The 24,674-nt window shown below is 35.6% G+C and carries 19 protein-coding genes; 9 read left to right on the plus strand and 10 right to left on the minus strand.

From position 1 onward, the window contains the following. The first annotated feature begins 24 nt into the window (after positions 1-24). The gene (gene aqpZ / locus ATE49_RS04760) at positions 25-744 is read left to right on the plus strand and encodes an aquaporin Z (RefSeq protein WP_009087912.1); all 720 of its coding nucleotides are present in this window, start codon (positions 25-27) and stop codon (positions 742-744) included. 86 nt (positions 745-830) lie between these two features. On the opposite strand, the gene ATE49_RS04765 is transcribed toward aqpZ, so the two are convergent. From ATE49_RS04765 to pfkA, 8 genes are all read right to left on the minus strand, one after another. Further along, positions 831-1,835 (minus strand): LuxE/PaaK family acyltransferase, encoded by a 1,005-nt coding sequence (locus tag ATE49_RS04765; RefSeq protein WP_065081257.1) that lies wholly within the window; start codon positions 1,833-1,835, stop codon positions 831-833. A gap of 47 nt (positions 1,836-1,882) precedes the next feature. Next, complete coding sequence (locus ATE49_RS04770) at positions 1,883-2,803, minus strand: NAD-dependent epimerase/dehydratase family protein (RefSeq protein ID WP_065081258.1); 921 nt, start codon at positions 2,801-2,803, stop codon at positions 1,883-1,885. Between the two features lie 60 nt (positions 2,804-2,863). After that, a complete protein-coding gene (locus tag ATE49_RS04775; RefSeq protein WP_065081259.1) occupies positions 2,864-3,445 on the minus strand; it encodes a Crp/Fnr family transcriptional regulator in 582 nt (193 codons plus the stop codon). Between the two features lie 3 nt (positions 3,446-3,448). Beyond that, a complete protein-coding gene (locus ATE49_RS04780) occupies positions 3,449-4,216 on the minus strand; it encodes a UDP-2,3-diacylglucosamine diphosphatase (protein WP_065081260.1) in 768 nt (255 codons plus the stop codon). Positions 4,217-4,221: 5 nt separating this feature from the next. Then, positions 4,222-4,674 (minus strand): 6-pyruvoyl trahydropterin synthase family protein, encoded by a 453-nt coding sequence (locus ATE49_RS04785; RefSeq protein ID WP_059343671.1) that lies wholly within the window; start codon positions 4,672-4,674, stop codon positions 4,222-4,224. Between the two features lie 142 nt (positions 4,675-4,816). Then, positions 4,817-7,051: a TonB-dependent receptor plug domain-containing protein gene (locus tag ATE49_RS04790; protein ID WP_065081261.1), complete on the minus strand. Its 2,235-nt coding sequence runs from the start codon at positions 7,049-7,051 to the stop codon at positions 4,817-4,819. 185 nt (positions 7,052-7,236) lie between these two features. Next, positions 7,237-8,241 (minus strand): type I glyceraldehyde-3-phosphate dehydrogenase, encoded by a 1,005-nt coding sequence (gene gap, locus ATE49_RS04795; RefSeq protein ID WP_009087903.1) that lies wholly within the window; start codon positions 8,239-8,241, stop codon positions 7,237-7,239. Between the two features lie 32 nt (positions 8,242-8,273). After that, on the minus strand, positions 8,274-9,260 hold the full coding sequence (gene pfkA / locus ATE49_RS04800) for a 6-phosphofructokinase (RefSeq protein WP_059154277.1): 987 nt from the start codon (positions 9,258-9,260) through the stop codon (positions 8,274-8,276). 363 nt (positions 9,261-9,623) lie between these two features. On the opposite strand from pfkA, the gene ATE49_RS04805 reads away from it, so the two are divergent. Together ATE49_RS04805 and ATE49_RS04810 are read left to right on the plus strand one after the other, a co-directional pair. Next, positions 9,624-12,611, plus strand: coding sequence for a SusC/RagA family TonB-linked outer membrane protein (locus ATE49_RS04805; protein WP_065081262.1), 2,988 nt, complete (start codon positions 9,624-9,626; stop codon positions 12,609-12,611). A 10-nt stretch (positions 12,612-12,621) separates the two neighbouring features. After that, positions 12,622-14,343, plus strand: a complete 1,722-nt coding sequence (locus ATE49_RS04810) for a RagB/SusD family nutrient uptake outer membrane protein (RefSeq protein WP_065081263.1) — start codon at positions 12,622-12,624, stop codon at positions 14,341-14,343. A gap of 47 nt (positions 14,344-14,390) precedes the next feature. Here ATE49_RS04810 and ATE49_RS04815 read toward each other — a convergent pair whose 3' ends face one another. Further along, positions 14,391-15,908 (minus strand): sulfatase family protein, encoded by a 1,518-nt coding sequence (locus ATE49_RS04815; RefSeq protein WP_065081264.1) that lies wholly within the window; start codon positions 15,906-15,908, stop codon positions 14,391-14,393. A 20-nt stretch (positions 15,909-15,928) separates the two neighbouring features. Then, positions 15,929-17,080: a formylglycine-generating enzyme family protein gene (locus ATE49_RS04820; protein WP_065081265.1), complete on the minus strand. Its 1,152-nt coding sequence runs from the start codon at positions 17,078-17,080 to the stop codon at positions 15,929-15,931. 119 nt (positions 17,081-17,199) lie between these two features. Between ATE49_RS04820 and ATE49_RS04825 the strand changes: the two genes are divergently transcribed. The 6 genes from ATE49_RS04825 to rimO all read left to right on the plus strand — a co-directional run bounded on the left by ATE49_RS04825 (position 17,200) and on the right by rimO (position 24,494). Beyond that, complete coding sequence (locus tag ATE49_RS04825; RefSeq protein WP_065081266.1) at positions 17,200-18,180, plus strand: hypothetical protein; 981 nt, start codon at positions 17,200-17,202, stop codon at positions 18,178-18,180. Positions 18,181-18,229: 49 nt separating this feature from the next. Next, positions 18,230-18,568, plus strand: a complete 339-nt coding sequence (locus ATE49_RS04830; protein ID WP_024568565.1) for a hypothetical protein — start codon at positions 18,230-18,232, stop codon at positions 18,566-18,568. Positions 18,569-18,792: 224 nt separating this feature from the next. After that, a complete protein-coding gene (locus ATE49_RS04835; protein WP_078796001.1) occupies positions 18,793-21,177 on the plus strand; it encodes a TonB-dependent receptor in 2,385 nt (794 codons plus the stop codon). 89 nt (positions 21,178-21,266) lie between these two features. After that, positions 21,267-21,833: a hypothetical protein gene (locus tag ATE49_RS04840; RefSeq protein ID WP_065081267.1), complete on the plus strand. Its 567-nt coding sequence runs from the start codon at positions 21,267-21,269 to the stop codon at positions 21,831-21,833. Positions 21,834-21,889: 56 nt separating this feature from the next. Then, a complete protein-coding gene (locus ATE49_RS04845; protein WP_059343679.1) occupies positions 21,890-23,077 on the plus strand; it encodes an ETX/MTX2 family pore-forming toxin in 1,188 nt (395 codons plus the stop codon). 112 nt (positions 23,078-23,189) lie between these two features. Next, the gene (rimO, locus tag ATE49_RS04850; RefSeq protein WP_058877510.1) at positions 23,190-24,494 is read left to right on the plus strand and encodes a 30S ribosomal protein S12 methylthiotransferase RimO; all 1,305 of its coding nucleotides are present in this window, start codon (positions 23,190-23,192) and stop codon (positions 24,492-24,494) included. The last annotated feature ends 180 nt before the right edge of the window (positions 24,495-24,674 follow it).

The raw sequence follows: 24,674 nt of genomic DNA on the forward strand, positions 1-24,674 counted from the left end.
AACAAATATTAAAATATTAATGAAATGAAAAAATTATTCGCTGAGTTTTTTGGTACCTTTTGGTTAGTATTCGGAGGGTGCGGTAGTGCAGTATTTGCAGCCGGTGTTCCAGACATTGGTATAGGATTATTAGGTGTAGCATTAGCCTTCGGGTTAACAGTTGTTACAATGGCATATGCTGTTGGTCATATTTCCGGAGGACATTTTAATCCTGCTGTTTCTTTCGGGCTTTTAGCTGGTGGAAGATTTAGTGCAAAGGATCTTGTTCCTTATATTATTGCTCAGGTATTAGGAGCGGCAGCAGCAGCTGGTTGTCTTTACATTATCCTGAATGGTGCTGGTGCATTCTCTGCTGAAGGACCGGGAGCATTTGCAACTAACTTCTACGATATGCCAGGTTATAACGGAAGAAGTTATTCTATGGGAGCAGCTTTCCTTGCGGAGTTTTTACTAACAGCTTTCTTCCTGATTATTATTATGGGAGCAACAGATAAATGGGCTAATGGTAAATTTGCAGGATTGGCAATTGGTTTAGGTTTAACATTAATTCACCTGATTTCAATTCCAATTACCAATACTTCTGTTAACCCGGCAAGATCTACTTCTCAGGCTTTATTTGTTGGTGGAGTAGCGTTACAGCAATTATGGCTGTTCTGGGTAGCGCCAATCCTTGGTGGTATTGCCGGCGGACTGATCTATAAGTTCTTGCTTCAGCGTGATGGTGGAGAAGAAATTGCTAACTAAGAGTAACAAAATATTGAATATAAAAAAAAGACCTTCTGAAGAGAAGGTCTTTTTTTATATTAGAATCATAAATAATCAAATATCTTTTAGCTTACCAAAAGGCTGCAGCCTCTGATATCTGAGTGGTCTATTCTTCCCAGAACCTGAAATTTTCTTTTACCATCCACGTCAATATCAAAACGACCTAGATCTTGTGTGGCAATAAATGCACAGCTATGCTTATTGGCTAAGTCAATAATATTAATGGCTCCGGTGCGTCCCTCATCTACATACGAAAATGGATCTTCTGTATTACGGATCAGAATTCGCATCCAGTTTGGTGTTTCGTATTCATTATTCCCTTTTGAATATGCCTGCGATAATAATTCAGTCATGCTATATTCAGAGTAAATTTTCTCAGTGCCAAAACCTGTCTGTAATTCCTGAAGAAGCTGATCTTTTGTGATCTCTTCTTTTCTTCCCTTCATTCCTCCGGTCTCTATAACAATACCATTAGGGATTTTAAAGTTGGTTACATTAAGTTGTTGTAGGGTATCTAAGAAGTCTAATAAAGCGAAAGAAACTCCAAATACAATGTATTTTTTCTGTTCTTTTTCCAGATGCTGAATCTGCTTTAAAAGATCTTCATGATTATATAAAAAGTAACCATTTTCAGGCTGGTTAGAAACTTTCATCAGGTAATCGACCATATAGACCAAGGAGGAGTTTTGTCTTTCCAAATAATTAGGCAGAAGCCCCAGAAAAATAAAGTCCTCAGGTTTACCAATAAATTGTTCAAAACTTTTATAAAGACTTTCTTCGTATAGCCCGGCATCACAAATCCAATGTTTGGAAAGATTCATTTGTGTGGTGCCACTACTTTGAAAATAAAATTGAGGTTTTTTGTTCTGATCAATTACTGTATGATTTTTAAACATTTCTATTGGTAGAAAAGGAATGTCTTCTACCCGAGTAATTTCCTCGGGTTTGATATTCAGATAATCTGTAAATTTTCTGTAAACTTCAATATTTTGATACTGATAACGAAACGTTTCCAGACAAGCCTGTGTGAAATCCTCTTCTGTTTTTATATTAAAAATATCTAACTCCATAATACTAATGTCAAAAACGCTACAAATTTACGAAGTTTTTGTGGGAGCTATGAGGTTTTTAGAATTTCCTTTATTCCTTGCTTATAGGTTGTTGGTGTAAAGTTGAATTCCTGAACGAATTTTTCGCTGTTAAAGAAATAGTCTCTGTTATTCTGGTATTGCATTTCTATAAGCTCTTTTATTGTTTTGGAAAATAAACCAGCCAATCTTAACATAAAAGAAGATAGTAAAGTATATCTGGGCTTTGTATTTAGTTCTGCAGCGACAAGTTCTATAAATTGTTTGCCGTTTAACCTTTCCGAAGAAGTTGGGAGGTGCCAGTTTTGTCCGTATGCGGAGGTTGTATTTCCTAATAATGCAAGACCTTTGGCAGCATCAATAGTGTAGGTGAAAGAATGGATTTTAGCAGTATCAGACTGCCATTGTGCTTTTTTACCTTTTTTAAGGTTATCAATAACTAACAGATTCAAGATGCCATTTCTTGCGTCAGGTCCATAGAAGTCAGCGCTTTTGGCAATGATTAGTTTTAGGCCATTATTTTTTTCTGCTTCATGGAGTTTTCTGATGAGCTGTTCTCTTATTTTTCCTTTTTTAGAAGGAGGATTAATGCGGCTGTCTTCATGCATGTTTCCAATTTCTTTTTCAGAGTATGCATATACATTGTCCAGGAAAACGAGTTTTGTACCGTTGGTAAGGCAGGCTTTTATTACATTTTGTATAATAACAGGCCATTGTTTCTCCCAAATTTTATAATCATAGGGAAGGCCCACGGTAAGATAGGCTACATCTGTATTATCCAGAGCCTGAATAACATTTTTTTCATCAAGTAAATTGGCAGCAAATAATTCATCATCCTGATTTACTTTTTTTGGATTTCGGGCAACAAGTCTGACTTTGTCAGTGTATTTTCTAAGTTCTTGTGCTAATGGGGTTCCTATATCTCCGCCGGCACCAAGTATTGTCTGCATAATTTTTTTTGTAAAAATATAAGCAATGTTGTACCTAAAACGATGACTTGGGTTAAGGTTTTAGGATTGTATCAGTCTTTTCCTGATTCTACTAAGGCTTTCCGGGGCTATTCCCAGATATTGTGCAATATACCGCTGTGGAATCCTCTGCAGGATTTGTGGTTTCTCCTGTATCAGTTCCAGGAATTGTTTTTCCGGAGAAAAGGAGAGTAGTGATTTTGTCCTGCGCATACTCTCTGTAGCTACATTTTCAACAACAACTTTAAAGAAAGTTGCAATATTTTCTGATGCTCTCATGGCATTCGCAAGATTTGTGCAGCTGGTAACAAGACAGGTTGTTTCTTCTTGGGTAATAATAAAGGACGTGGCCGGAATCTGCCTGGAAAAACTTTCCAAATCAGTCAGAAATTCATTTTCAAAAGCGAAGTAACAGACTCTTTCATTTCCTTCTTCATTGATGTAGTATTGGCGTAAAGCTCCTTTGATAACAAAAAAAGCTTCATGAGCTGTTTTTCCGGCTTCCAACAGAAGCATATTCTTTTTAAATTTTTTCTCTTCAAAAACAGATAAAAACAATCTGATATCTTCCTCCTCAAAAGGTGTTGTTTTGTTGATAACTTCTATGAGGGGATGATTTTCCATGTTTTATCCTTCGTAGGTTTTTAATTCAAAATGATTTCCGTCGAAAATACCATAAGTAAAATAGCCAATCCAGTCACCAAGGTTAATGTATTTTGATTGCCCGGCGTTCAGATCCAATACCATTGGCAGGTGGCGGTGGCCAAAAATGAAATAATCGATCTTTTCAGTCTTTAATTTTTCCTTAGCATAGATAATCAGAAATTCTTTGTCCTCACCCAGAAATTCTTTGTCTTCTTCACCGCTGATCATCTTATTTTTCTGAGAAAGATATAATGCTATTCTCATGGAGATATCAGGGTGCAGCCATTTAAAAAACCATTGCGCTACAGGATTAGTGAAAAGTTTTTTCATTCTTTTATAGCCTTTGTCTCCGGGGCCTAATCCGTCGCCATGGGCTAAAAGAAAGTTTTTGCCTGAAATTTCGTAGTATTTTTTTGTGAAATAAACCGGAACTTCCAGTTCATCTTCAAAATAAGATTTCATCCACAGGTCGTGGTTGCCTACAAAAAAGTAAAGTTCTATTCCGCTGTCTTTTAATTCGGCAAGTTTGCCCAAAAGCCTTACATAGCCTTTAGGAATTACATGTTGCCATTCGTGCCAGAAATCGAAAAGATCGCCCATCAGGAAAAGTACCTGTGCATCCTCTTTTATTTCGTCCAGCCAGCGGATGAATTTTGCTTCACGGACTTTGCTTTCTTTAGGAGTAGGAGCTCCAAAGTGCTGATCGGAAGCGAAATATATTTTTTTACCTTCTTGTAAATCAATTTTCATAAAAATTAATTTTCAGATTGATCCTCAGCAAACCATTCTCCATAAGAGTTTTCGGTTTCATGAAGCTTAAGATAAGCAAGAGAAATTTCCGAAGGAAGTTTTGCCTGAACTTTTGCAGCAATTTCGTACAGCATATTTTCACATGTGGGCTGAAAACCACAGTAAATAACTTTATGTCCTCTTCCTTCAAGCTCGTTCCCCAGCTCCTTGTGTGGAGAATTTGCATTGATTAGTACTGCATGATCCCAGATGTCTACAACTTCTTCATTTACAATCTTTTTGATATCGCCGAAATCTACAACCATACCATTTTTAGGATTGTCTAAATCGTTAACAGGTTTCCCTTTTACGGTAACAAATAACTTGTAGGAATGTCCATGCATGTTTTTACACTTACCATCATAATTGTAAAGTACATGAGCAGTTTCAAACGTGAAAATCTTAGTAATACGAATCATATGGCAAAGATACGAATATGAGTTGAGAGTTGACAGTAAAGCCTGTAAGTTACATGAAAGTGTTGCCCTGAATATAAGGGCGGGGTAATGTCATTTGTTTTTCCATGTATCCGGACTCACTGTCAACATCAACTCGCTCAAACTAATAACTGAAAACTAACTTCAGAGCAAAGTTTCTTCCCATATTATAAATACCTCTGTGTCCTGTGTTTATTGTTTCCTGTGGTTCAAAATATTTTAGTCTGCTAAGATGTGACTGATAGGCTCTGTCAAAAACATTGTTGACCTGTAAATTGCACATAAGACTGCTTTTATTTCCTACTTTCCATTCTGATGAGATCCCGATGTTCATCAGAAAATATGATGGGGTATAAGATTCAGTCTGATTCAGTCCAAGATATCTGTTCTGTGCAGCATCATATTCTGCTTCTACCATCGGAGTAATATTCTTCCAGTTATTTTTCCGGAGTGTGAAATTTTTCTCCAGTTTACCCAGCCATTTTAAAGGTGCTATTAATGGTAAATATTCTCCGTTTGTACCTTTGTCTTTGAATTCCGGATTTTTATTAAAACCATATACCAATGCAATACTATTACTTAGTGTCCATCCTTTTAAAGCTTGAGGATGCAGGGCAAAGTATGCTTCTAATCCATATAGTCTGGCTTTTGCCTGTTGGTATTGGTAAGTACGGTTCCCCTGTGCATCGGTTTGTGGTTTTCCATCTTTGTCCAATAGCATGGTAAGGTAAATAAAGTTGTCCATATTATTATTGAACGCATTAATTTCTCCGGAGAAATTACGATAACTGGCAATAAGGCTTAGATCCTGCTGGAATGAAAATTCGGGATCGAAGTTTTTATTTCCTAAATAAATAATGTGAGCACCCGGATCCAAGCCATTTGAAGCCATTTCTGTAATATTCGGTGCTCGGTATGCTCTTCCGATATTGGCTTTTATGTACAACTGTGAAGCCAGTTTGTAACTTGCTCCCAAACTAGCGGATACGCCATTGAATTTTTTCTGGTAAGCACTAAACTGATGATTTGCGTCTGGTGTTCCAGCAGAAACTTGTCTGTCAAAACCTGTGGCAGGATCAGCTGCAACATAGAAGTCATCCCAACGAAGATTTCTATGATCATATCTAACACCTCCGCTTACATTCCAACGGTTTTTGGACCATTTTGCATAGGCAAATACTCCCGTATCTGTCAGATTATAATTGGGAATGGGAAAATCGGTTGCATCTTTATTTTTATTATTCTGCAACATTCCGTTTGCTCCGAAACTGAATTCAAAGTTTCCGGTATTGTTCGGAATAAATCTGAAACTATAATTTAAGGTGTTTAGTCTTACAAACATTCCGGCCTGGGATGTCTTAGTAGGATGGTTGTATTCTATTCTGTTATTTCTTTGGTAGCCAACGTTGGCGTAAAAGTCACCAATGGAGGTCTCATAATGGTTATTGGTATAAATTCTCAGATGTCGTATATTTTGATGCAGTGGTGACAGGCTGTAGGAGTTCAATTCTTTGTCACTCACAATAGGTCTGTTTTCCATTACATCGTCTTCCGCTTCATGAATCTGTTTTGTAAATTGTCGTGTTTCCGGATTTCTGCTGCCATCTGGAATTCCCTGTTCATTATCATAATAGGTAATATTGAAATGAGAATAATTATTCCCTTTCTGATAACCTAATAATAAAGAGAAGTTTTTCTCATTAAACCCGGTGTTATAAACTCTTCCGTCTACACTATTTCTATAGTTCTTTGCAAATCTTAGTGAAGTTGAAGTAGCAATAATCCAGTTGTTTTTATTAGCTGCCCAACGGAAACCTGCTCCCACCATACCATTGTTGGTCTGATATTCTGATGTAGCCTTCAGGGACTCTGTATTAGGTGTAACGGGAATATAAGGAAAGAAACTAATGATTCCGGCTATAGCATCGGATCCGTACATTAAGCTGGATGGTCCTTTGATAACTTCTGCCTGAGCAATGTTGTAAGAGTCTACTTCTATTCCGTGCTCATCTCCCCATTGCTGCCCTTCCTGTCTGTGTCCATCATACAGCGTAAGAACTCTGTTATAACCTAAACCTCTTATAAAGGGTTTTGATACATTCGGCCCGGTTTTTACGGCTACTAACCCTGGCGTATTTTGTACCAATGCATCTATAATATTCGTCTCATTTGTTTTCTCCATCATTTTAGCCGTAATTCTTTTGATAGGTAATGGATTATCTTTTACAAATGTTTTTTTAGAGAGTCCTGTCATTACAACGGCATCTATACTATTTTCTTTGAGACTGTCTTTTACAAAGCCTTGCGAAAACACATATTGGCTGCATAATGCCAAAACTGAAACATAAAACTTCTTCATTGTTATATCTGTATAGTTAAAAAGTTAGACAAATCTAACAAAAATATTTCAAAAGAAAAATTTAAAATGTTTTTAATTTGAAATATTGAGATATAAAAAGAATAAAACGGCTTTGGAAGCTTTGTTGTATAAAACAAAAAAACGCTTCCGGATGGAAGCGTTCTTTATCTGAATTCTGATCTTAATTATAAAGAAGCAGAGTGGATTAACATGTCTGTTAACTTGTTAGAGTAACCAGTTTCGTTGTCATACCAAGAAACTAATTTTACGAATGTTGGAGATAACATGATACCAGCATCTTTATCAAATACTGAAGTTCTCTTTTCTCCTACGAAATCCTGAGATACAACAGCATCTTCAGTATAACCAAGGATTCCTTTTAATTCACCTTCAGCAGCAGCTTTAATAGTAGCACAAATCTCATCGTAAGTTGTAGCTTTATCTAATCTTACAGTTAAGTCTACTACAGAAACGTCAGCAGTTGGTACTCTGAAAGACATACCTGTAAGTTTTCCATTAAGAGAAGGGATAACTTTACCTACAGCCTTAGCAGCACCAGTAGAAGAAGGGATAATGTTGTTCAGTGCAGAACGTCCACCTCTCCAGTCTTTCATTGAAGGACCGTCAACAGTTTTCTGAGTAGCAGTAGCAGCGTGAACAGTAGTCATCAGACCTTCAGCAATACCAAAGTTATCGTGGATAACTTTAGCTAAAGGAGCTAAACAGTTAGTTGTACAAGATGCGTTTGATAAGATTTTGATATCATCGGTTAGTTCGTTGTGGTTTACACCCATTACGAACATTGGAGTATCATCTTTTGGAGGTGCAGAAAGAATTACTTTTTTAGCACCAGCATTAATGTGAGCTTGTGCACTTTCTTTAGTTAAGAATAAACCAGTAGATTCTACGATATATTCAGCCCCAACTTCATTCCACTTAAGGTTGTTAGGATCTTTTTCAGCAGTTACACGAATTCTGTTTCCGTTTACAACAAGGTCGTTACCTTCTACAGAAATCTCTCCTTTAAATTGCCCGTGTACAGAGTCGTACTTTAACATGTAAGCCATGTACTCTGCATCGATAAGGTCGTTGATACCAACTACCTCAATATTGTCTCTTTCAGTCATTGCTTTGAACACAAGACGTCCGATTCTACCAAATCCGTTGATACCTACTTTGATTTTTGACATTTTAAAATAAATTTAATTGATTAGTAAATAATTTATATGGCAAGGATTTCGGCGATCTTCATTAAATCGCCATTCATTTCATTATGTTTTCTGATGGCTTCCTCTATAGGAGTATAAACCAATTCGTTGGCTCTTATACCAGCCATTACATTGGTGTACCCCTGCATAAGTCCTACTACAGCACCATATCCCAGACGACTAGCAAGAACTCTGTCAGCACAGCTTGGGGAACCTCCTCTTTGGATATGTCCTAGAGTTGATACTCTGATGTCGAATTCCGGAAATTCATCTTTTGTTTTTTGGGCAAGGTCATATATGTTACCCAGTTTTTCTCCTTCAGCAACAACGACAATGCTTGAAGATTTTCCAGTACCTTCAGCTTTTCTGAAGTTTTCAAACAGGTCTTCAATTTTATCTTCTCTTTCAGGAATCAGAATGTCTATAGCTCCGGTAGCAATACCACTGTTTAACGCTATAAAACCAGCATCACGTCCCATTACTTCTACAAAGAATACTCTGTTGTGAGAAGTTGCGGTGTCTCTGATCTTATCTATAGCCTCCATTGCTGTGTTTAGCGCAGTGTCGTATCCTATAGTATTATCGGTACCGAAGATATCATTATCGATGGTACCCGGTACACCGATTACTTTTATACCAAATTCTTCACAGAAAATTTTAGCTCCGGTAAAAGTACCGTCTCCACCGATACAGACCAATCCGTCTATACCAGCTTTCTGACATTGTTCAAAAGCTTTCTGTCTTCCTTCTTTAGTTTTAAATTCCAGAGAACGGGCAGATTTTAAAATAGTACCGCCCTGGTTGATGATATTTTTTACGGAACGGGCACCCATCTTGGTAAGGTTGCCTTCCATTAAGCCTGAATAGCCTTCACGGATTCCGAAACATTCTAAATGATAATAATTAGCAGTTCTGACTACAGCACGAATAGCTGCGTTCATTCCCGGAGAATCACCTCCGGAAGTCAATACTCCGATTTTTTTAACCTGTGATTCAGTCATAAAAAAATATATAATGCGAATTTACGGATAAAAAAGGAATTTTTTTACACATTCCTTTGTCTATTTTGATGATTGTTTCGGTAAATATAGTGAAACTTAATTTATATACAAAAATATAAAAGTTTGGGTTTTGTATTGTCTATATGGCATTTTTGGGGATTTATTTTTTGTTAAAATGCATAAAATTGGTAAAAAACAAGAATATATGAAAATTGGGATATTGTTTTTTAGTCCATTATTTCAGGGGTTTGAATTTTACTAAAACGTTTTCGTAAAAAGTTAACGTAATGTTAATATTGGGTTTCGAATTTATTTAGATTGCGTTTAAAATTAACAAACTAATTAACCTAAAATTAACGAATTATGAGAATTCACCCAATGGTGCCTTCAAATTATCTGAAGGTTGCTATCGCCTTTTTTCTCTCTACTTCAGGAGTACAAATGGCCATGGCTCAGCAAACTCCTAATCGAAAAGAAAGTGCTAAAAAGTCAGACACTACTACTAAATCTAAGACTATAGATGAGGTAGTTGTCGTCGGATATGGAAAGCAAAAAAAGACTAATTTAACTACCGCAGTTTCTACAATTGATAGTAAAATGTTAGAAGACCGACCGTCACCAACAGTTGCTAATATGATACAAGGTGCTGCGCCAGGATTGACTGTAACCAGGACGTCAGGAAAAGTTGGAGGACAAGGATTGAACTTGCAGATTCGAGGTGTTACCTCTGCTAGTGGTAATGTCAGTCCATTATATGTAATAGATGGTGTTGTAAGCTCAGAGTCAACCTTTGTTTCTCTAAATCCGGATGATATTGATAATATCAGTGTGTTGAAGGATGGGGGAGCAACAGCTATCTATGGTGCACAATCAGCTGGCGGGGTAATAGTGGTTACAACAAAAAGAGGGAAAAGCGGGAAAGCGAGAATTTCTTTTTCGAGTAATACGGGGTTCCAAAGACCTATGAACCTTCCTAAGCGTTTAACACTAATAGAAGAAATGGAGTATATGAATCTTGCAAGAAAAAATGCAGGATTGGCACCAGAGTATAAAGATGATGATCTTGATTATGCTCGTAGGGGAATAGAGTTTGTTCTAGATCCTACAAATAACTTGTGGAGAACATATAATCAACAAGACTTTATAAAAGCTACCTTAAGAGATGTTTATACATTGACAAACAATAATATACAAATTTCTGGAGGGAATGAGAAAGTTACTTATATGGCTTCCATTGGGAATATGCAACAAAATGGAATCTTTAAAGTAGGTGAAGATTTATTCTCCAGATGGAATGCAAGAATTAATGTTTCTGCTAAAGTTAATGATTATCTTAAATTTGATATCAGCAGTGCTTATACATCCCAAGCTACGGATAATCCACAAGATGGAGGTAATGGATTAGAAGGTGGTGGAAATAGTATTTTTAGACAAATGTATAATTCAAGATTAAGATTTCCTATTTTTAATCCTGACGGAAGTTATTATATCAGCGGTACCTCATCTTATTTTGGATATGCTTTACTTAAAGATGGTGGATTTAATAGAGACAGAAAAGAAAATTTCTTTAATAACATTACCGCTACTATTACGAATTTAGCTAAAGGTTTAGATTTTAAATTGGTATATGGTAGAGAAACTACAGATCAGGAAAATAAGAATTTTAGAAGGACACTTTCTTATTATGCAGGACCAACAGCTAGTTCTATAAAAAAACTAAATGACCCTAATAATTATTCAGTTACTAATTATAAAACAGTTACTGAAAACTTTCAGGGTATGGTCGATTATGATTTGAAATTACAAGGAGGCCATAATTTCCATCTATTAGGAGGTTACCAATTACAGAAATATAGATATAGCTATTTACAGGGAAGTACCAAAAATTTATTTGTTAATGATAATCCAAGTTTAGGATTTACTTCTGATGCCGCTAATAAGTCTAATGCAGAGGGTGTAAGTTCGGATATTATGCAATCTTATTTTGGTAGATTTAATTATAACTACAAGGAAAAATATTTATTTGAAGCTACCATAAGAAGTGATGAAAGTTCAAGATTAACAGATGGAGATCGAATCAAAATTTTCCCTTCATTTTCATTGGGTTGGAATATAGCAAAAGAATCATGGTTTGATAAAATTTCTGGAAATATATTGAATGAATTTAAACCAAGGGTATCTTGGGCAAAAGTAGGTTCTAATGTTGGTATAGGTTATTATGATTATATATCGCAATTATCTACAGGAACAAGTTTGGTTTTAGGAAATGGTAGACAAACTTATGTGTATCAAAATAGTCTTCCTGCATTATTATTAGGCTGGGAGACAGTTGAAACCAGAAATTTAGGAGTCGATTTTTCATTATTCAACCGTAAATTAACTGGTTCTTTTGATTATTATAATAAATATAATAATAACATGCTAGTACCTGTAAATTTACCTGCAACAATAGGTATTAGTACTCCAAAACAAAACGCAGGAAGACTGAAAGTATGGGGATGGGAAGCGACTGTAAGCTATAAAGATAAAATAGGAAAAGATTTTGGTTACAGTATTACAGCAAATGTATCCGATAGTCAGAATAAATTACTTTGGTATGGGGGATCAAGTAATTCAATTAATGCAGGTGTAAATTCTTTGGTAGAAGGATATGCACTGAATTCTGTTTGGGGATATAAAACGGATGGATACTTTCAAAACCAAGGGGATGTAGATAAGGCTCCTAGCTATAAGAAGCTATTGAACAAAGCTGGTGTGCCAGGAATTGGAGATGTTCGTTATGTGGATATTGATGGAAATGGTGAGATTAGTCCTGGAAAAGGAACTGTATCTGATCATGGAGATTTGGTATACTTAGGAGATACTAACCCAAGATATCAGTTTGGGTTTAATGTTGCCCTGAATTATAAGAATGTAGACTTTAGTTTCTTTATTCAGGGAATTGCTAAACGTAGATTTAAGCCAGGTAATGAGTTAATGCAGCCTGCTATTCAACCTTGGAATTTACCAATGACATTCCAAATGGACTACTGGACACCAGATAATCCTAATGCTGCCTTCCCTAGACCTTATTTATCTGGAGATCATAATTATGTGAATTCTGATAAATGGTTTATCAATGGTGCTTATGCAAGACTGAAAAATGTTCAATTAGGTTATTCTTTATCTAAAGAGGCATTGAAGAATATGCCAATTTCTCGTATGCGTATTTATATTTCCGGTGAAGATTTATTGACATTTTCCAAACTGGGAGTCTTTAAAGGAACTATAGATCCAGAACAACCACAAGGAGTTGTTGGAGGTTATCCTTTTGCTCAAACAGTTTCTCTAGGTGTAAATATTGACTTTTAATTAGAAAAAAATGAAAAAAAATATTATATATATAAGTTTATTGACATTACCATTATTGACTTCGGTGGTTTCATGTAATACAGATAGATTTCCTGAAACATCAGTTTCAGATGGTAATTTTTGGAATTCAGCATCTGATGTACGACTTGCCGCAAATTATTTTTATACAACTTTACCAGGGCTTGCGGAAACTAATGATAACTGGTCTGCAGATGCATATCCTAATAATAATGCTAATAACATAAGTGATGGATCAAGAGTTGCTCCCACGAGCAGTAGTGATTATAGCTATTATGGTATTTTTCAGGCAAATAATTTAATAGAAAAAGCTCCTAAAGTAATTGCCAAAGGTGCTGATGCTACAGTGGTTAATCAATATGTCGGAGAGGCTCGTTTTTTCAGAGCATGGTATTATTTTGAAATGTTTAAAAGATTTGGAGGAGTTCCTCTTATTACTAAGACCATGCAGATTGATGATCCTGATGTATTTAAACCTCGTGCAACAAGAGATGAAGTTTTAGATCTCATTTATAGCGACCTGGACTATGCAATAAGCGTTCTTAGAACACCGGATCAACTAAATACGGCGGGTGAATATGGAAGGATTTCTAATACTGCAGCTTTAGCATTCAAGGCAAGAATTGCATTATTTGAAGGTACAAGAAGTAAATATCATGGCTATGGAACACCGGCAAAACATTTGAATATTGCTAAGGAATGTGCTGAAAAAGTTATGAATTCCGGACAGCATGCCTTGTTTAGTACTCCAACAGTTGGTACTAATGGGCAACAGTTAAATGATGCATATTATAATCTTTTTCAGGAAAAAGGGGACGGAAGAGCTAATAAAGAAAATATCATAGTGCGTATTTATGGAGTAGATGCAAATAATAATGTAGTTTCTCACCTTACACAACGTATTTATGAAGGAAGTTATATTGTTCCAACGAATAATTTTGTGAGCCGATACTTAATGGCAGACGGACTGCCAATTACTAAATCTCCTTTATATAAAACACCAGACGCAACAATGACACATGCAGATTTCTTTAAGAAAAGAGATCCTAGGATGTCATTTACTCTTTTCAAAAGAGGTGATGAATTTATTGCGACATCTGATTATACAACCCCAAACCCAACATATCAAAGAAGTGGTTATGGCATTAGAAAATATGCTAATAGAAATGATTGGACATATCAACGATCATTCATTGACCGTCCAATATTGCGCTATGCAGAAGTATTATTAACTTATGCAGAAGCATTATATGAGATTAATGGTACTATTTCAGATTCCGATTTAGATAAGACAGTGAACTTGCTTCGTGCAAGGTTGCCACAAGTTAATATTGGGACAGATGCTGCTCCTAACTATGTTTCTATGGCGAAATTAAGCAATGCTTTTGTAACGGCTAATGGATTAGATATGAGAGAAGAAATCAGAAGAGAAAGAAGGATAGAATTGGCCTATGAAGGGTTTAGTTATTGGGATCTAATAAGATGGAAAACAGCAGAAACAGAATTACCTCAAACATTATATGGTAGTTATTTGTTTACTGAATACATTACGACAGGAGGCTGGGATACTTCTACTATAGTAGATTCGAACAAATATATTATACTGCAGCCTGCTACTTCGAGAAAATTTGATCCTAAGAAAGATTATTTGTGGCCATTGCCAACGGTTGAGATTGCTAAAAATCCTAAAATAGAACAAAACCCAGGTTGGTAATTATAAAAAAACCGCTTCAAAAGAAGCGGTTTTTATTTTTGATCTATTTATTGACTTATAGGTTTCTTCATAACTTCATCTAAAAGAGAAGCAAGTTCTTTTACCTTTTCGGGGTGCTTTACTGCAACATTTATTTTTTCTTCTTCATCTGTTCGGAGATCATAAAGTTGAGGCTGAGGATTGTTGCCTAATTCGGTTTCCGTTTCTTTTAGATACGAACTTCTGTTATTAGGTTTAATATACTTCCAGGAATCTTTGATAATAGCAATTCCATATGCATCTTCTATCAGATATGGTCTGTTTTCTTTGCTTTTTCCTAATAACTGGTTTAGCATATTGAAACTATCAAAAGCCTGTCCTTGTTTTAGGTTTTGTTTATTCAGAGATGCAAAAGATGCGAACAAATCAATCTGGCTGATAAGCGTATTGGTTTCTCCTTTTTTTATTTTTTTAGGATAATTTACAATAAAAGGAATTCGGGTTCCACCTTCGAATATACTATACTTACCACCTCTAAGGTTTCCTGCCGGACGATGATTGCCTAAGAGTTGCTTTGCCTGATCATTGTATCCGTCATCTATTACAGGACCATTGTCACTGCTGAAAACAATAAGAGTATTGTCTCTAATGCCTAAACTGTCCAATGTTTTAATTACCTGGCCTACGCAATAATCCAATTCCAGAATAACATCACCACGCGGTCCCATTCCACTTTTTCCAGCAAATTTTTTATTTGGAGTTCTGGGTACATGGATATTCGGAGTCGCATAATACAGAAAGAAAGGTTCATCCTTGTGTTCGGTAATAAATTTGCTGGCCTTGTCGGCGAAATGCTCATTCATACTGTAATCATCCCATATTGCAGCTTTTCCTCCGGACATATAACCAATGCGTCCAATTCCGTTTATAACCGAATTGTTGTGCCCGTTAGAAGAAGTCATCTCCAATAATTCCGGATGTTCTTTATATGTCGGTATGTTAGCGTTCGGAATTGGACCTTTGTAATTAACTGTAATAGGATCAGCAGGATCCAGATTTTCTACCTGATGTCCATCTATATACACACATGGTACACGATCCTGAGTTGCAGCCATAATATAAGAATAATTAAAGCCCAGTTCTAAAGGACCAGGTTTTAATGTTCCGTTCCAGTTAGGTCCTTCTTTGCCACCTATCCCAAGATGCCATTTGCCAATAACTCCTGTAGCATATCCGGAATCTCTGAAAAGATCGGCTAATGTATAAGTATCCTCATTAATAATAAGGGAAGCATCACCATTTGCCACTCCGGTATCATTCCTGCGCCAGGAATATGTTCCTGTAAGAAGTGAATAGCGCGACGGTGTGCAGGTAGCATTTGTTGCATAAGCATTGGTGAATTTTAGTCCATTACTTGCAAGAGCATCAATATTGGGTGTGTTAATGGATTTTGCTCCGTATGAACGGAGATCTCCATAACCCAGGTCGTCCGTATAAATAATAAGGACATTTGGTTTTTTGCTTTTCTGAGCATTAATATTGGCTATTGCCAATAAACCCAAAAGCAGAGTTAAGATTTTATTCATGGTTAATTAGTTTTAGTTTTTTATTTGGTTTCAAGATCTTTTACCAATCTGAAACCTGTGTGTACCATGCCTGTGTCTTCTGAATAAGGCATTCTTGCAGAAACCCGATAGCTGGCACAGTATGAATCATTACAAAGGAAGCTTCCGCCACGTACCACTCTTTTGTTAGCAAAAGGTTCGGAGGGATAATAAGGTTTCGATGGTCCTGCAGGATTGTTGGTTATTTGATTTCCTTGTAAAGACTGATAGTAATTTTCACTAAACCAATCTGAGCATATTTCCCAAACATTCCCGGCCATATCGTAAAGGCCATAAGCATTTGGAGCATATGATCCAACCGGTGCAGTATAATAATAACCATCTTTTTCGGTATTCTTTATTGGGAATGTTCCTGTCCAGTAATTGGCTTTTTGAGATCCACTGCTTATATGTTCATCTCCCCATGGATAAATTTTGTTATCTAAACCACCACGTGCAGCCCATTCCCATTCAGCCTCAGTAGGAAGGCGTTTTCCTGTCCACTTTGCATAGGCAACAGCATCATAATAGGAAACATGCACTACCGGATGATTTTCTTTACCTTTTATATTACTTCCCGGCCCAAGTGGATGCTGCCAGTCAGCTCCTTTTACCCAACGCCACCATTGCGAGTAATCTTCTAATCCGTTTACCGATTCAGGAGAAGCAAAGACCATAGATCCAGGCATTAAATCCTCATCTGAAGGTTTAGGAGTATCAGGTGGTAGTTCTTTTTTCAGTGCTTCCCAGTCAACAGGTTTTTCGGCTGTAGTAATGTAGCCTGTGGCAATTACAAATTTTTCGAATTCAGCATTGGTTACTTCATGTGTATCCATATAAAAGGACTTTACCGAAACTTTATGCTGAGGTGACTCCCAGTTACGAGACCATTCATCACCATTAGAACCCATCATAAAAGTACCGGCAGGAATTAAAGCCATTTTGTTTGTTACATCTGTAGCGCTTTTATCTTTTAATGAAATTGTTGTAGTTGGTGGGTTTACTTTTTTTTGTGAAGTAATTTGCCGGGCTTTGCTACCGGAAACTTCGCAGCAGGAAAGCTTTGTAGTCTTTGTTTGTCCGTTTGCAATGCCGGGATATGCAACTCCTGTCAAGCTTATGCAGAAACAGATTAGCCGTTGAATAGAGGTCATGGTTTTTTTTCAAAAATAGCAAATATTCTATTAAATCTTGTTTTCCTACTTATCCACATTTTCCGGTTGTACATACTAAACTATGGTTAAAAGTGTTATTTTAGTAAAGAAATTTAAGTATGAAGAAAGGAATGCTCATCTTTTGGGGACTGTATCTTTTATTTTTTTGTATACCATTTCCCATTATTATCTATATGGCAACTGATGAATCATCTGATACCTATACACCAGAAAGTTCATTGTTTTGGTCATGGTTCTGGTTAGGATTATCAGTTCTTATTTGGGGATATATTCTCTGGTTTTTTATTAATCAGTCTTTAATACAGCCTGTAAAAGATAAGAAAGTGATACAGAGTATTGCTAAAAATGGCATTGAAAGAAAAGCTAATATTACAAGTCAGGTTATACTGAAAAATGAAACCTTAAAAAATCAGCAATTATTGCAGCTAAATCTTCGATTTAATAATCTCAATAATTACCCTATTGAAGACAGTCACTTCTTTGTGGATATTAAGCCGGAAGAAAACAGATTTGCAAAAGGTAAAGAAATAGATATTCTGCTGAACAGAAATGTAGAGCATACACCTTATTTTATTCTGAAAGGACAACAAACAAAATATAACAACAGCGGTATGCTGTACAGGTTGTTGGGACTTGTCTTATTACTGGCTTATGTTGCAGGATTGTATATTTATTTTTACGACCGGGATTCTAAAGGGCATGAATGGCAATTTCTTACTTTCATGCATCCGATTATTTTTACCGGTTTTATGATTTTGCTTTTTGTTGCTGTCTATCAGCTTTTACTCAAGCCTCTGATGTTTGGGAAGAAATGGGAACAAAAATTATTGTATGCCGGCAAAATGGTTTCTGCAGAAATAAGAAATGTAAGACAAACCGGACTTCTGGTAAATGATCAGCCGGAAGTAAGATTCGATGTTTCTTATGCAAATGAAAAAGGAGTTGTTTATCAGGCTTTTTATAAAAAGGTTGTACAACTGATTGATATACCAGCACTGCGTAGAGAAGGTTATATTGATATTATGTATAGTGATGAAAAACCTGAAAAAATTGTAATTCCAAATATATTTAATCATTAGATTGTTCCACGGATAGATATAACTCACATAAAGTTATTATATTTGTGCAATGCAAAAAGATTCCGGGCAATATAAAAAGCTTGTAGCAGGGATTATCGTTGGCATATACGCCTTCGTAGTTTTCTTTGCGGGATTTTTGCATACCCACAAAGCAGATGTTACATTTGGTACAGGAACTAAAGTGAAAATGGAAAAATCTTTCCAGCCAAATGTCAACGATTGTCTTTCCTGTCATCTTATGGGAAGCCATCAGATTTATGAATCTTTTGATTTTTCATTAGAGTTATTCAGCTCTCAGATTTTTGCGGAACAGATTTATTTCTATCAGCAAAAATTCTTCTTAGAAGCAAAAACCTATTTTTCTTTACGGGGACCTCCTTTTGTTTAACGTATACAGCGGTTTGTATTCTCTTACAGTCGCATAAAGTAGAAACGTTGAATTGTGTATTGGTAAGATGTATTCATGTAATAGTGTATGAATATGTAGTTTGCTCATTATTTCTATGAGTATAACAACATGGCTGTATACTTCTAATAAGCTATCAGAAATGCTGGCGAATTTGATGTACATCATTACAACAGACACGTTCTAAAACAAATTAAGGTAAAATTATGTCAAAATATATGACGATATTCCTGCTGCTATGTGGTATGGTAATGTCTTATGCGCAAAGCAGCTTTACCGTACAGGGGACGGTAAAAGATTCAGATAATCATTCTCCGATAGCTCAGGCACAAATTAATATTGGGGGTATTAAAGCAATATCTGATGCTAAAGGCGTTTTTTCTCTGAAAATAAACAGCGGAGAATATGCAGTAGTGGTTACACATCCAAAGTTTGATGCATTCAAAGAAAATCTGAAAGTAGATAAGCATCTCAAACTTGAAATTAATCTGGAGCATAGAGCTGAAGATATAGAAACAGTAGTGCTGAATGTAAAACATCGTACTCCAGGTGCTATGATTGTTAGCTCTCTGGATAAAAATATGATTTCCAGAAATGTGGCCAGTAATCTGGGAAATTTGCTAACAAATATATCCGGAGTTGAAGGATTGAAAACTGGTAATAATATTGTAAAGCCTATTATCCATGGGATGTACGGAAGCCGTGTTGCAATCCTTAATAACGGGGTAAAGATGGCTGAACAGGAATGGGGTGTAGAGCATGCTCCTAATGTGGATATTAATAATTACCAGCATATAGATGTGGTAAAAGGAGCTTCGGCGCTAAAGTTTGGCAGTGATGCTATTGGTGGGGTTGTATTGTTGGAACCAGCAATATATCCTAAAAAAGATACACTGGAAGGTAGTGTAACGCTGAATGGGCAGTCTAACGGCCGGGGCGGAGGTGTTAATGTAAACCTTCTGAAGCTATGGAAAAATGGCTGGGCAATTAATACTAACGGAGCTTATAATAAACTAGGAGACCTTAAGGCACCTGACTACGGATTAATGAATACCGGACTAGAATCGAGTTCTTTTAATTTTGGAGTTCAGAAGAAAAATGCACATAGAGGATTTTCCATAGATTATTATCTAACTAACCAAAATCTCGGTATTTTCAGAGGTTCACATATTGGAAGTTTAAAAGATTTTTATGCTGCTATAAATGCTCCACGTCCAATTTATGAAAGAAATTTCAGCTATGATATAGATAATCCTAAACAGGTTGTAGAACATCATTTGGTGAAATTTAATGCTTATAATGATTTTAAAAACTTCGGTAAACTGTCATTAACCTATAGTTTCCAGTACAATCACCGACAGGAATATGATGTCCGCGTTGGAGATCTTAATAAACTACCAGCTCTGGACATGGCTCTAATTACAAATCAGATTAATATTAATCATTTACTGAATAAGGATAACTGGAGTCTGGAATCCGGAATTGATGGGACCTATCAGAACAATTATTCGGATCCGGCTACTAAAGCCAGAAGGCTGATTCCTAATTATGATAAATATGCAGGTGGCGTTTATTCCATATTTAAATATAAATTCAATTCAAAATGGAATACAGAAGCGTCTGCCAGATACGATTTTAACAGATATGATGTACAAAAATGGTACGATACTTCGGATTGGAATAGTCGTTATGCAGCCTTATATCCGGAATTTAAAGTAAAAGAAGACAAGAGCCGTACACTTACAAATCCAATTCTGAATTATCATAATTTTTCTTTCAGTGCCGGGGTAGAATATAAGCCCTCTTCAACACTTAATTTGAAATTTAATTATTCCAGAGTAAGCAGAACACCAAATATTGCAGAATTATTCTCCGATGGATTACATCATTCAGCATCGGTTATAGAAGTTGGTGATATGAGCCTGAAAAATGAAACGGGTAATCAGTTCAATTTGTTAATCGAAAGCAAAATTAATGCACTACAAGGATTACAAATTTCACTGAATCCATATTTTTTCTATACCAAAAACTATATCAACGAAGTTCCTACAGGAATACAGAATACAATTCGTGGCGTTTTCCCGGTATGGAGTTATCAACAGATTGATGCCAAAATGTTTGGTGCAGACTTAGATGTTAACTGGAGACTTACTTCTAATTTAACATATAAAGGTCGTGCAGCTTATTTATACGGACAGGATATGACAAATAATGTTCCGCTAATACTGATGGCACCAACTAACGTTTACAATGCTATAGAGTTTAATAAACCGGAGTGGAGTAATTTCTATTTCAATGTGAATAACAGACAGGTGTTTCACCAGAACAGATATCCATACAATCCGATAGACATTACTCTGTACAGAGATACGGGAGAAGCTTATACAGCAATATTAGACCTTTCAACCCCTCCAAAAGCATATAATCTGTGGGGACTGCAGGCCGGAGTTGATATTTATAAAAATTTCTCTGTAGGACTTACCGTAAATAATCTTTTAAATACCAATTATAAAGATTATCTCAACAGACTGCGTTTCTTTAGCTATGAAGCTGGGCGCAATTTTATCTTAAATCTTAAATACAATTTTTAATCATCAGTTAAAGATTAAATATATATGGAGGTTATGTTAATTGTAACCATTTATATTTCTTTCAATAACAAAAATAAATTTATAACAAAATGAAAAATATATTCAGAATATTCAATATCAGCGTTTTATTAGCAACTTTAAGCTTAGTGTCTTTATCATGTAACAGAGGTTCTGTGGAAGAAGACGATCTAGATCAAGAGACGATTTCTAATGTTGTTTTAAATGTAACTGACATTGCGGATAAAACAACCGCTGTTTACAGTTACCAACAAAATAGTACTGCTTTTCCTAAAATTAAATTACAGGATGGTCATAGCTATGATGTGTCAGTTTCATTCTTAAATGGAAATGAAGATGCAACTGAAGCAATTAAGAAGGCTATAAATGAACATTTTATAGTTTTTAATTTCACTAAGTCAGATATTGAGTTAACAAGAACAGATGATGCTTCTTCTACTCGTACAAAAGATAATGTAAAAGTAGGACTAAAGACACGCTGGAAAGTTAATAGAGCAGAAGCAGGGGATGGGACTCAAGTTATCGTTACTCTATATCATGAACCAGTAACAGTATCGGAAGCTAAAAATGGTGTTGAGTGGGGTACTCATACAGGTGGTGAAACAGATGCTGAAGGAAAATACAGTATAACTAAATAACCTTACCATATAGCATAAATAACATAATCACAATAAATATTATAAATTAAAATAAAATGAAAAAAATAATTAGCTTACTATTTTCATCTATTATATTAATCCTTTTATCTTCTTGTTCAAGAGAAGATGAAATTAAAAATGAAAAAAATGCTCTACAGGCTTCTGCAAGTATACTAAAGAATGCCGGGAATTTTATAGAAGACAGAAGTAGTTCTTTTTTAGAATTAAAAGATTATCCTGTTAATATTATATCTAAAGAAAATGTTAATGGCAATTTTTATCTTACGACACAAGGAACGAATCGTAATGCAACTTTTGAAAAACAAAATAACTCAGATAATCAAAAATTCTATTTAGAGTTTCCGTCTGAATCAAATGGAGGAATTTCAATATATACTTTTATCAATGGACAAAAGTACGTTTTGACTACCGGTATCAATCCTGCTACGAGTTCCTTGATCCCTAAGATAAGAGACAACTCTTTTAGAGGAACTTTCTGGCAGTTTTTAGGAGGAGGTACTGTTCATCCTGATGCTTATATCTTACAAAATACAGGGATAAGATATAGAGACAATGGTATTACAACCTATGGAGTTATAGGGAATTCTGATGCGAGTAAGATTTTTGTAGATAAATATCTTAGTCAGGGAAAACAGGAATTTGAAATAAGACCTATTGATGATTTTGAAATTATTAGTTTGGAATATGATAATCCGGATACCGGGACAATAATCAAACAACCAGATTTCATTACTACTTGGTTCTATTCAAATAATACTTCTGTACAACAGAGTATGACAACTGGTTTTTCTAAGAGAGCATCATTTTCCTCTAATTGGTCTAAGACTACGGGTGGCTCTTTAAGTGTTAATACTACGCTTAAGGTTGGTATTCCTATTATTGCAGAAGGAAAAATCACAACTACAGTGAATACCAATTATTCCTCTACCTATGGGAAAAGTGAAACTATGGAGGATACGCAAACTTATAATTTTCCAATTGTCATTGCTCCAAGAACTAGTGTTACTGCAACAGCGACAGTAGGTAGATATTTAATTAATCTAAATTATACTGCTAAACTACGAGGTAAAAATACTGGTAAATTAATTACTTTAAAAGGAACATGGAATGGAGTGTCATGTACAGATATTAAAGTTACGTTGGAGCAACGTAATTTAGATACAAATTCTGTAATTGCTACGAAAGTACTAAGTGAAGTTCCCAAAACACTATATAAGCTGTAGATATTTTTTGTGTAATTTAACAAGCTATGGGGTGTGAAGCATTTAGGTTTCATGCCCCATACTTTTTACTTCATATTTCAAATTCGTATCTTTGCAAACTGAAAATTGACAAATGCGGACAAAATCTTCTAATAAAAAGAAAATTAATATTGTAACACTCGGGTGTTCCAAGAATGTATATGACTCCGAAGTATTGATGGGGCAGCTTAAAGCCAATGGCAAAGAGGTAGTTCATGAAGACAAGGGAGATATTGTTGTAATTAATACCTGTGGATTTATAGATAATGCTAAAGAAGAGAGTATTAATACAATTCTGGAATATGTAGATCTTAAAAATCAGGGTGCTGTAGAAAAAGTTTTCGTTACAGGCTGTCTTTCCGAAAGATATAAGCCGGATTTGATAAGAGAAATTCCGGATGTGGATCAGTATTTCGGAACCCGCGATCTGCCAATTTTGCTAAAACATTTAGGAGCAGATTACCGTCATGAACTGGTAGGAGAGCGTCTTACTACAACGCCAAGACATTATGCTTACCTTAAAATTTCTGAAGGCTGCGACAGACCGTGTACTTTCTGTGCAATACCTTTAATGAGAGGTAATCACATTTCTACGCCGATAGAAAATCTGGTAAAAGAAGCTGAGAATTTGGCTAAGAATGGTGTGAAAGAATTAATTCTTATCGCTCAGGATCTTACATTCTACGGATTAGATATTTATAAAAAACGTGCATTAGGTGATCTTCTGAAAGAGCTTGTAAAAGTAGAAGGAATTGAGTGGATTCGTCTGCACTATGCTTTCCCTACAGGTTTCCCGGAAGATGTATTGGAGATTATAAAAGAAGAACCTAAAATCTGTAACTATATAGATATTCCGCTTCAGCATATTAATAATGATGTTCTAAAGCGTATGAAACGTGGAACTACTTTCGAGAAAACCAATGCTTTATTGGATAAGTTCCGTGAGAAAGTTCCGGGAATGGCTATCAGAACAACTCTTATCGTAGGTTTCCCCGGTGAAACTGAAGAGCATTTTGAAGAATTGAAGAACTGGGTAAGAGATCAGCGTTTTGACAGATTAGGCTGTTTTACCTATTCTCACGAAGAAAATACAGGTGCATTTATTTATGAAGATGATGTTCCTGCAGAAGTTAAAGAACGCCGTGTAGAAGAAATTATGGAAGTTCAGCAGCAAATTTCATATGAGATAAATCAGGAAAAAGTTGGTAAGACCTTCAAATGTCTGTTCGATAGAAAAGAAGGAAACTACTTTATCGGAAGAACAGAATTCGATTCTCCGGATGTAGATAACACTGTTTTGGTACCTGCTGAAAATACGTATATCAGTGTAGGAGAGTTTGTTAATGTTAAAATTACTTCTGCCGACGATTTCGATTTATACGGAGAAGTTGTAGACTAATATATTAATCTACACTTAAATAATAGAATCAGGGGATAACCCTTTAACATAGCCGGAAGATTAGTCTTCCGGCTTTTTGTTTGCTGTAAATAGAATATTTATTTTTTTAAAACGTTGATTATTAGTTTGTTTATATATCGGGAAAGTGTATAAAAACCTGTCAAAATAAAAATGCTTATT

Origin of the sequence: Elizabethkingia miricola, from assembly GCF_001675285.1 — a bacterium.
Lineage (GTDB): Bacteria > Bacteroidota > Bacteroidia > Flavobacteriales > Weeksellaceae > Elizabethkingia > Elizabethkingia miricola.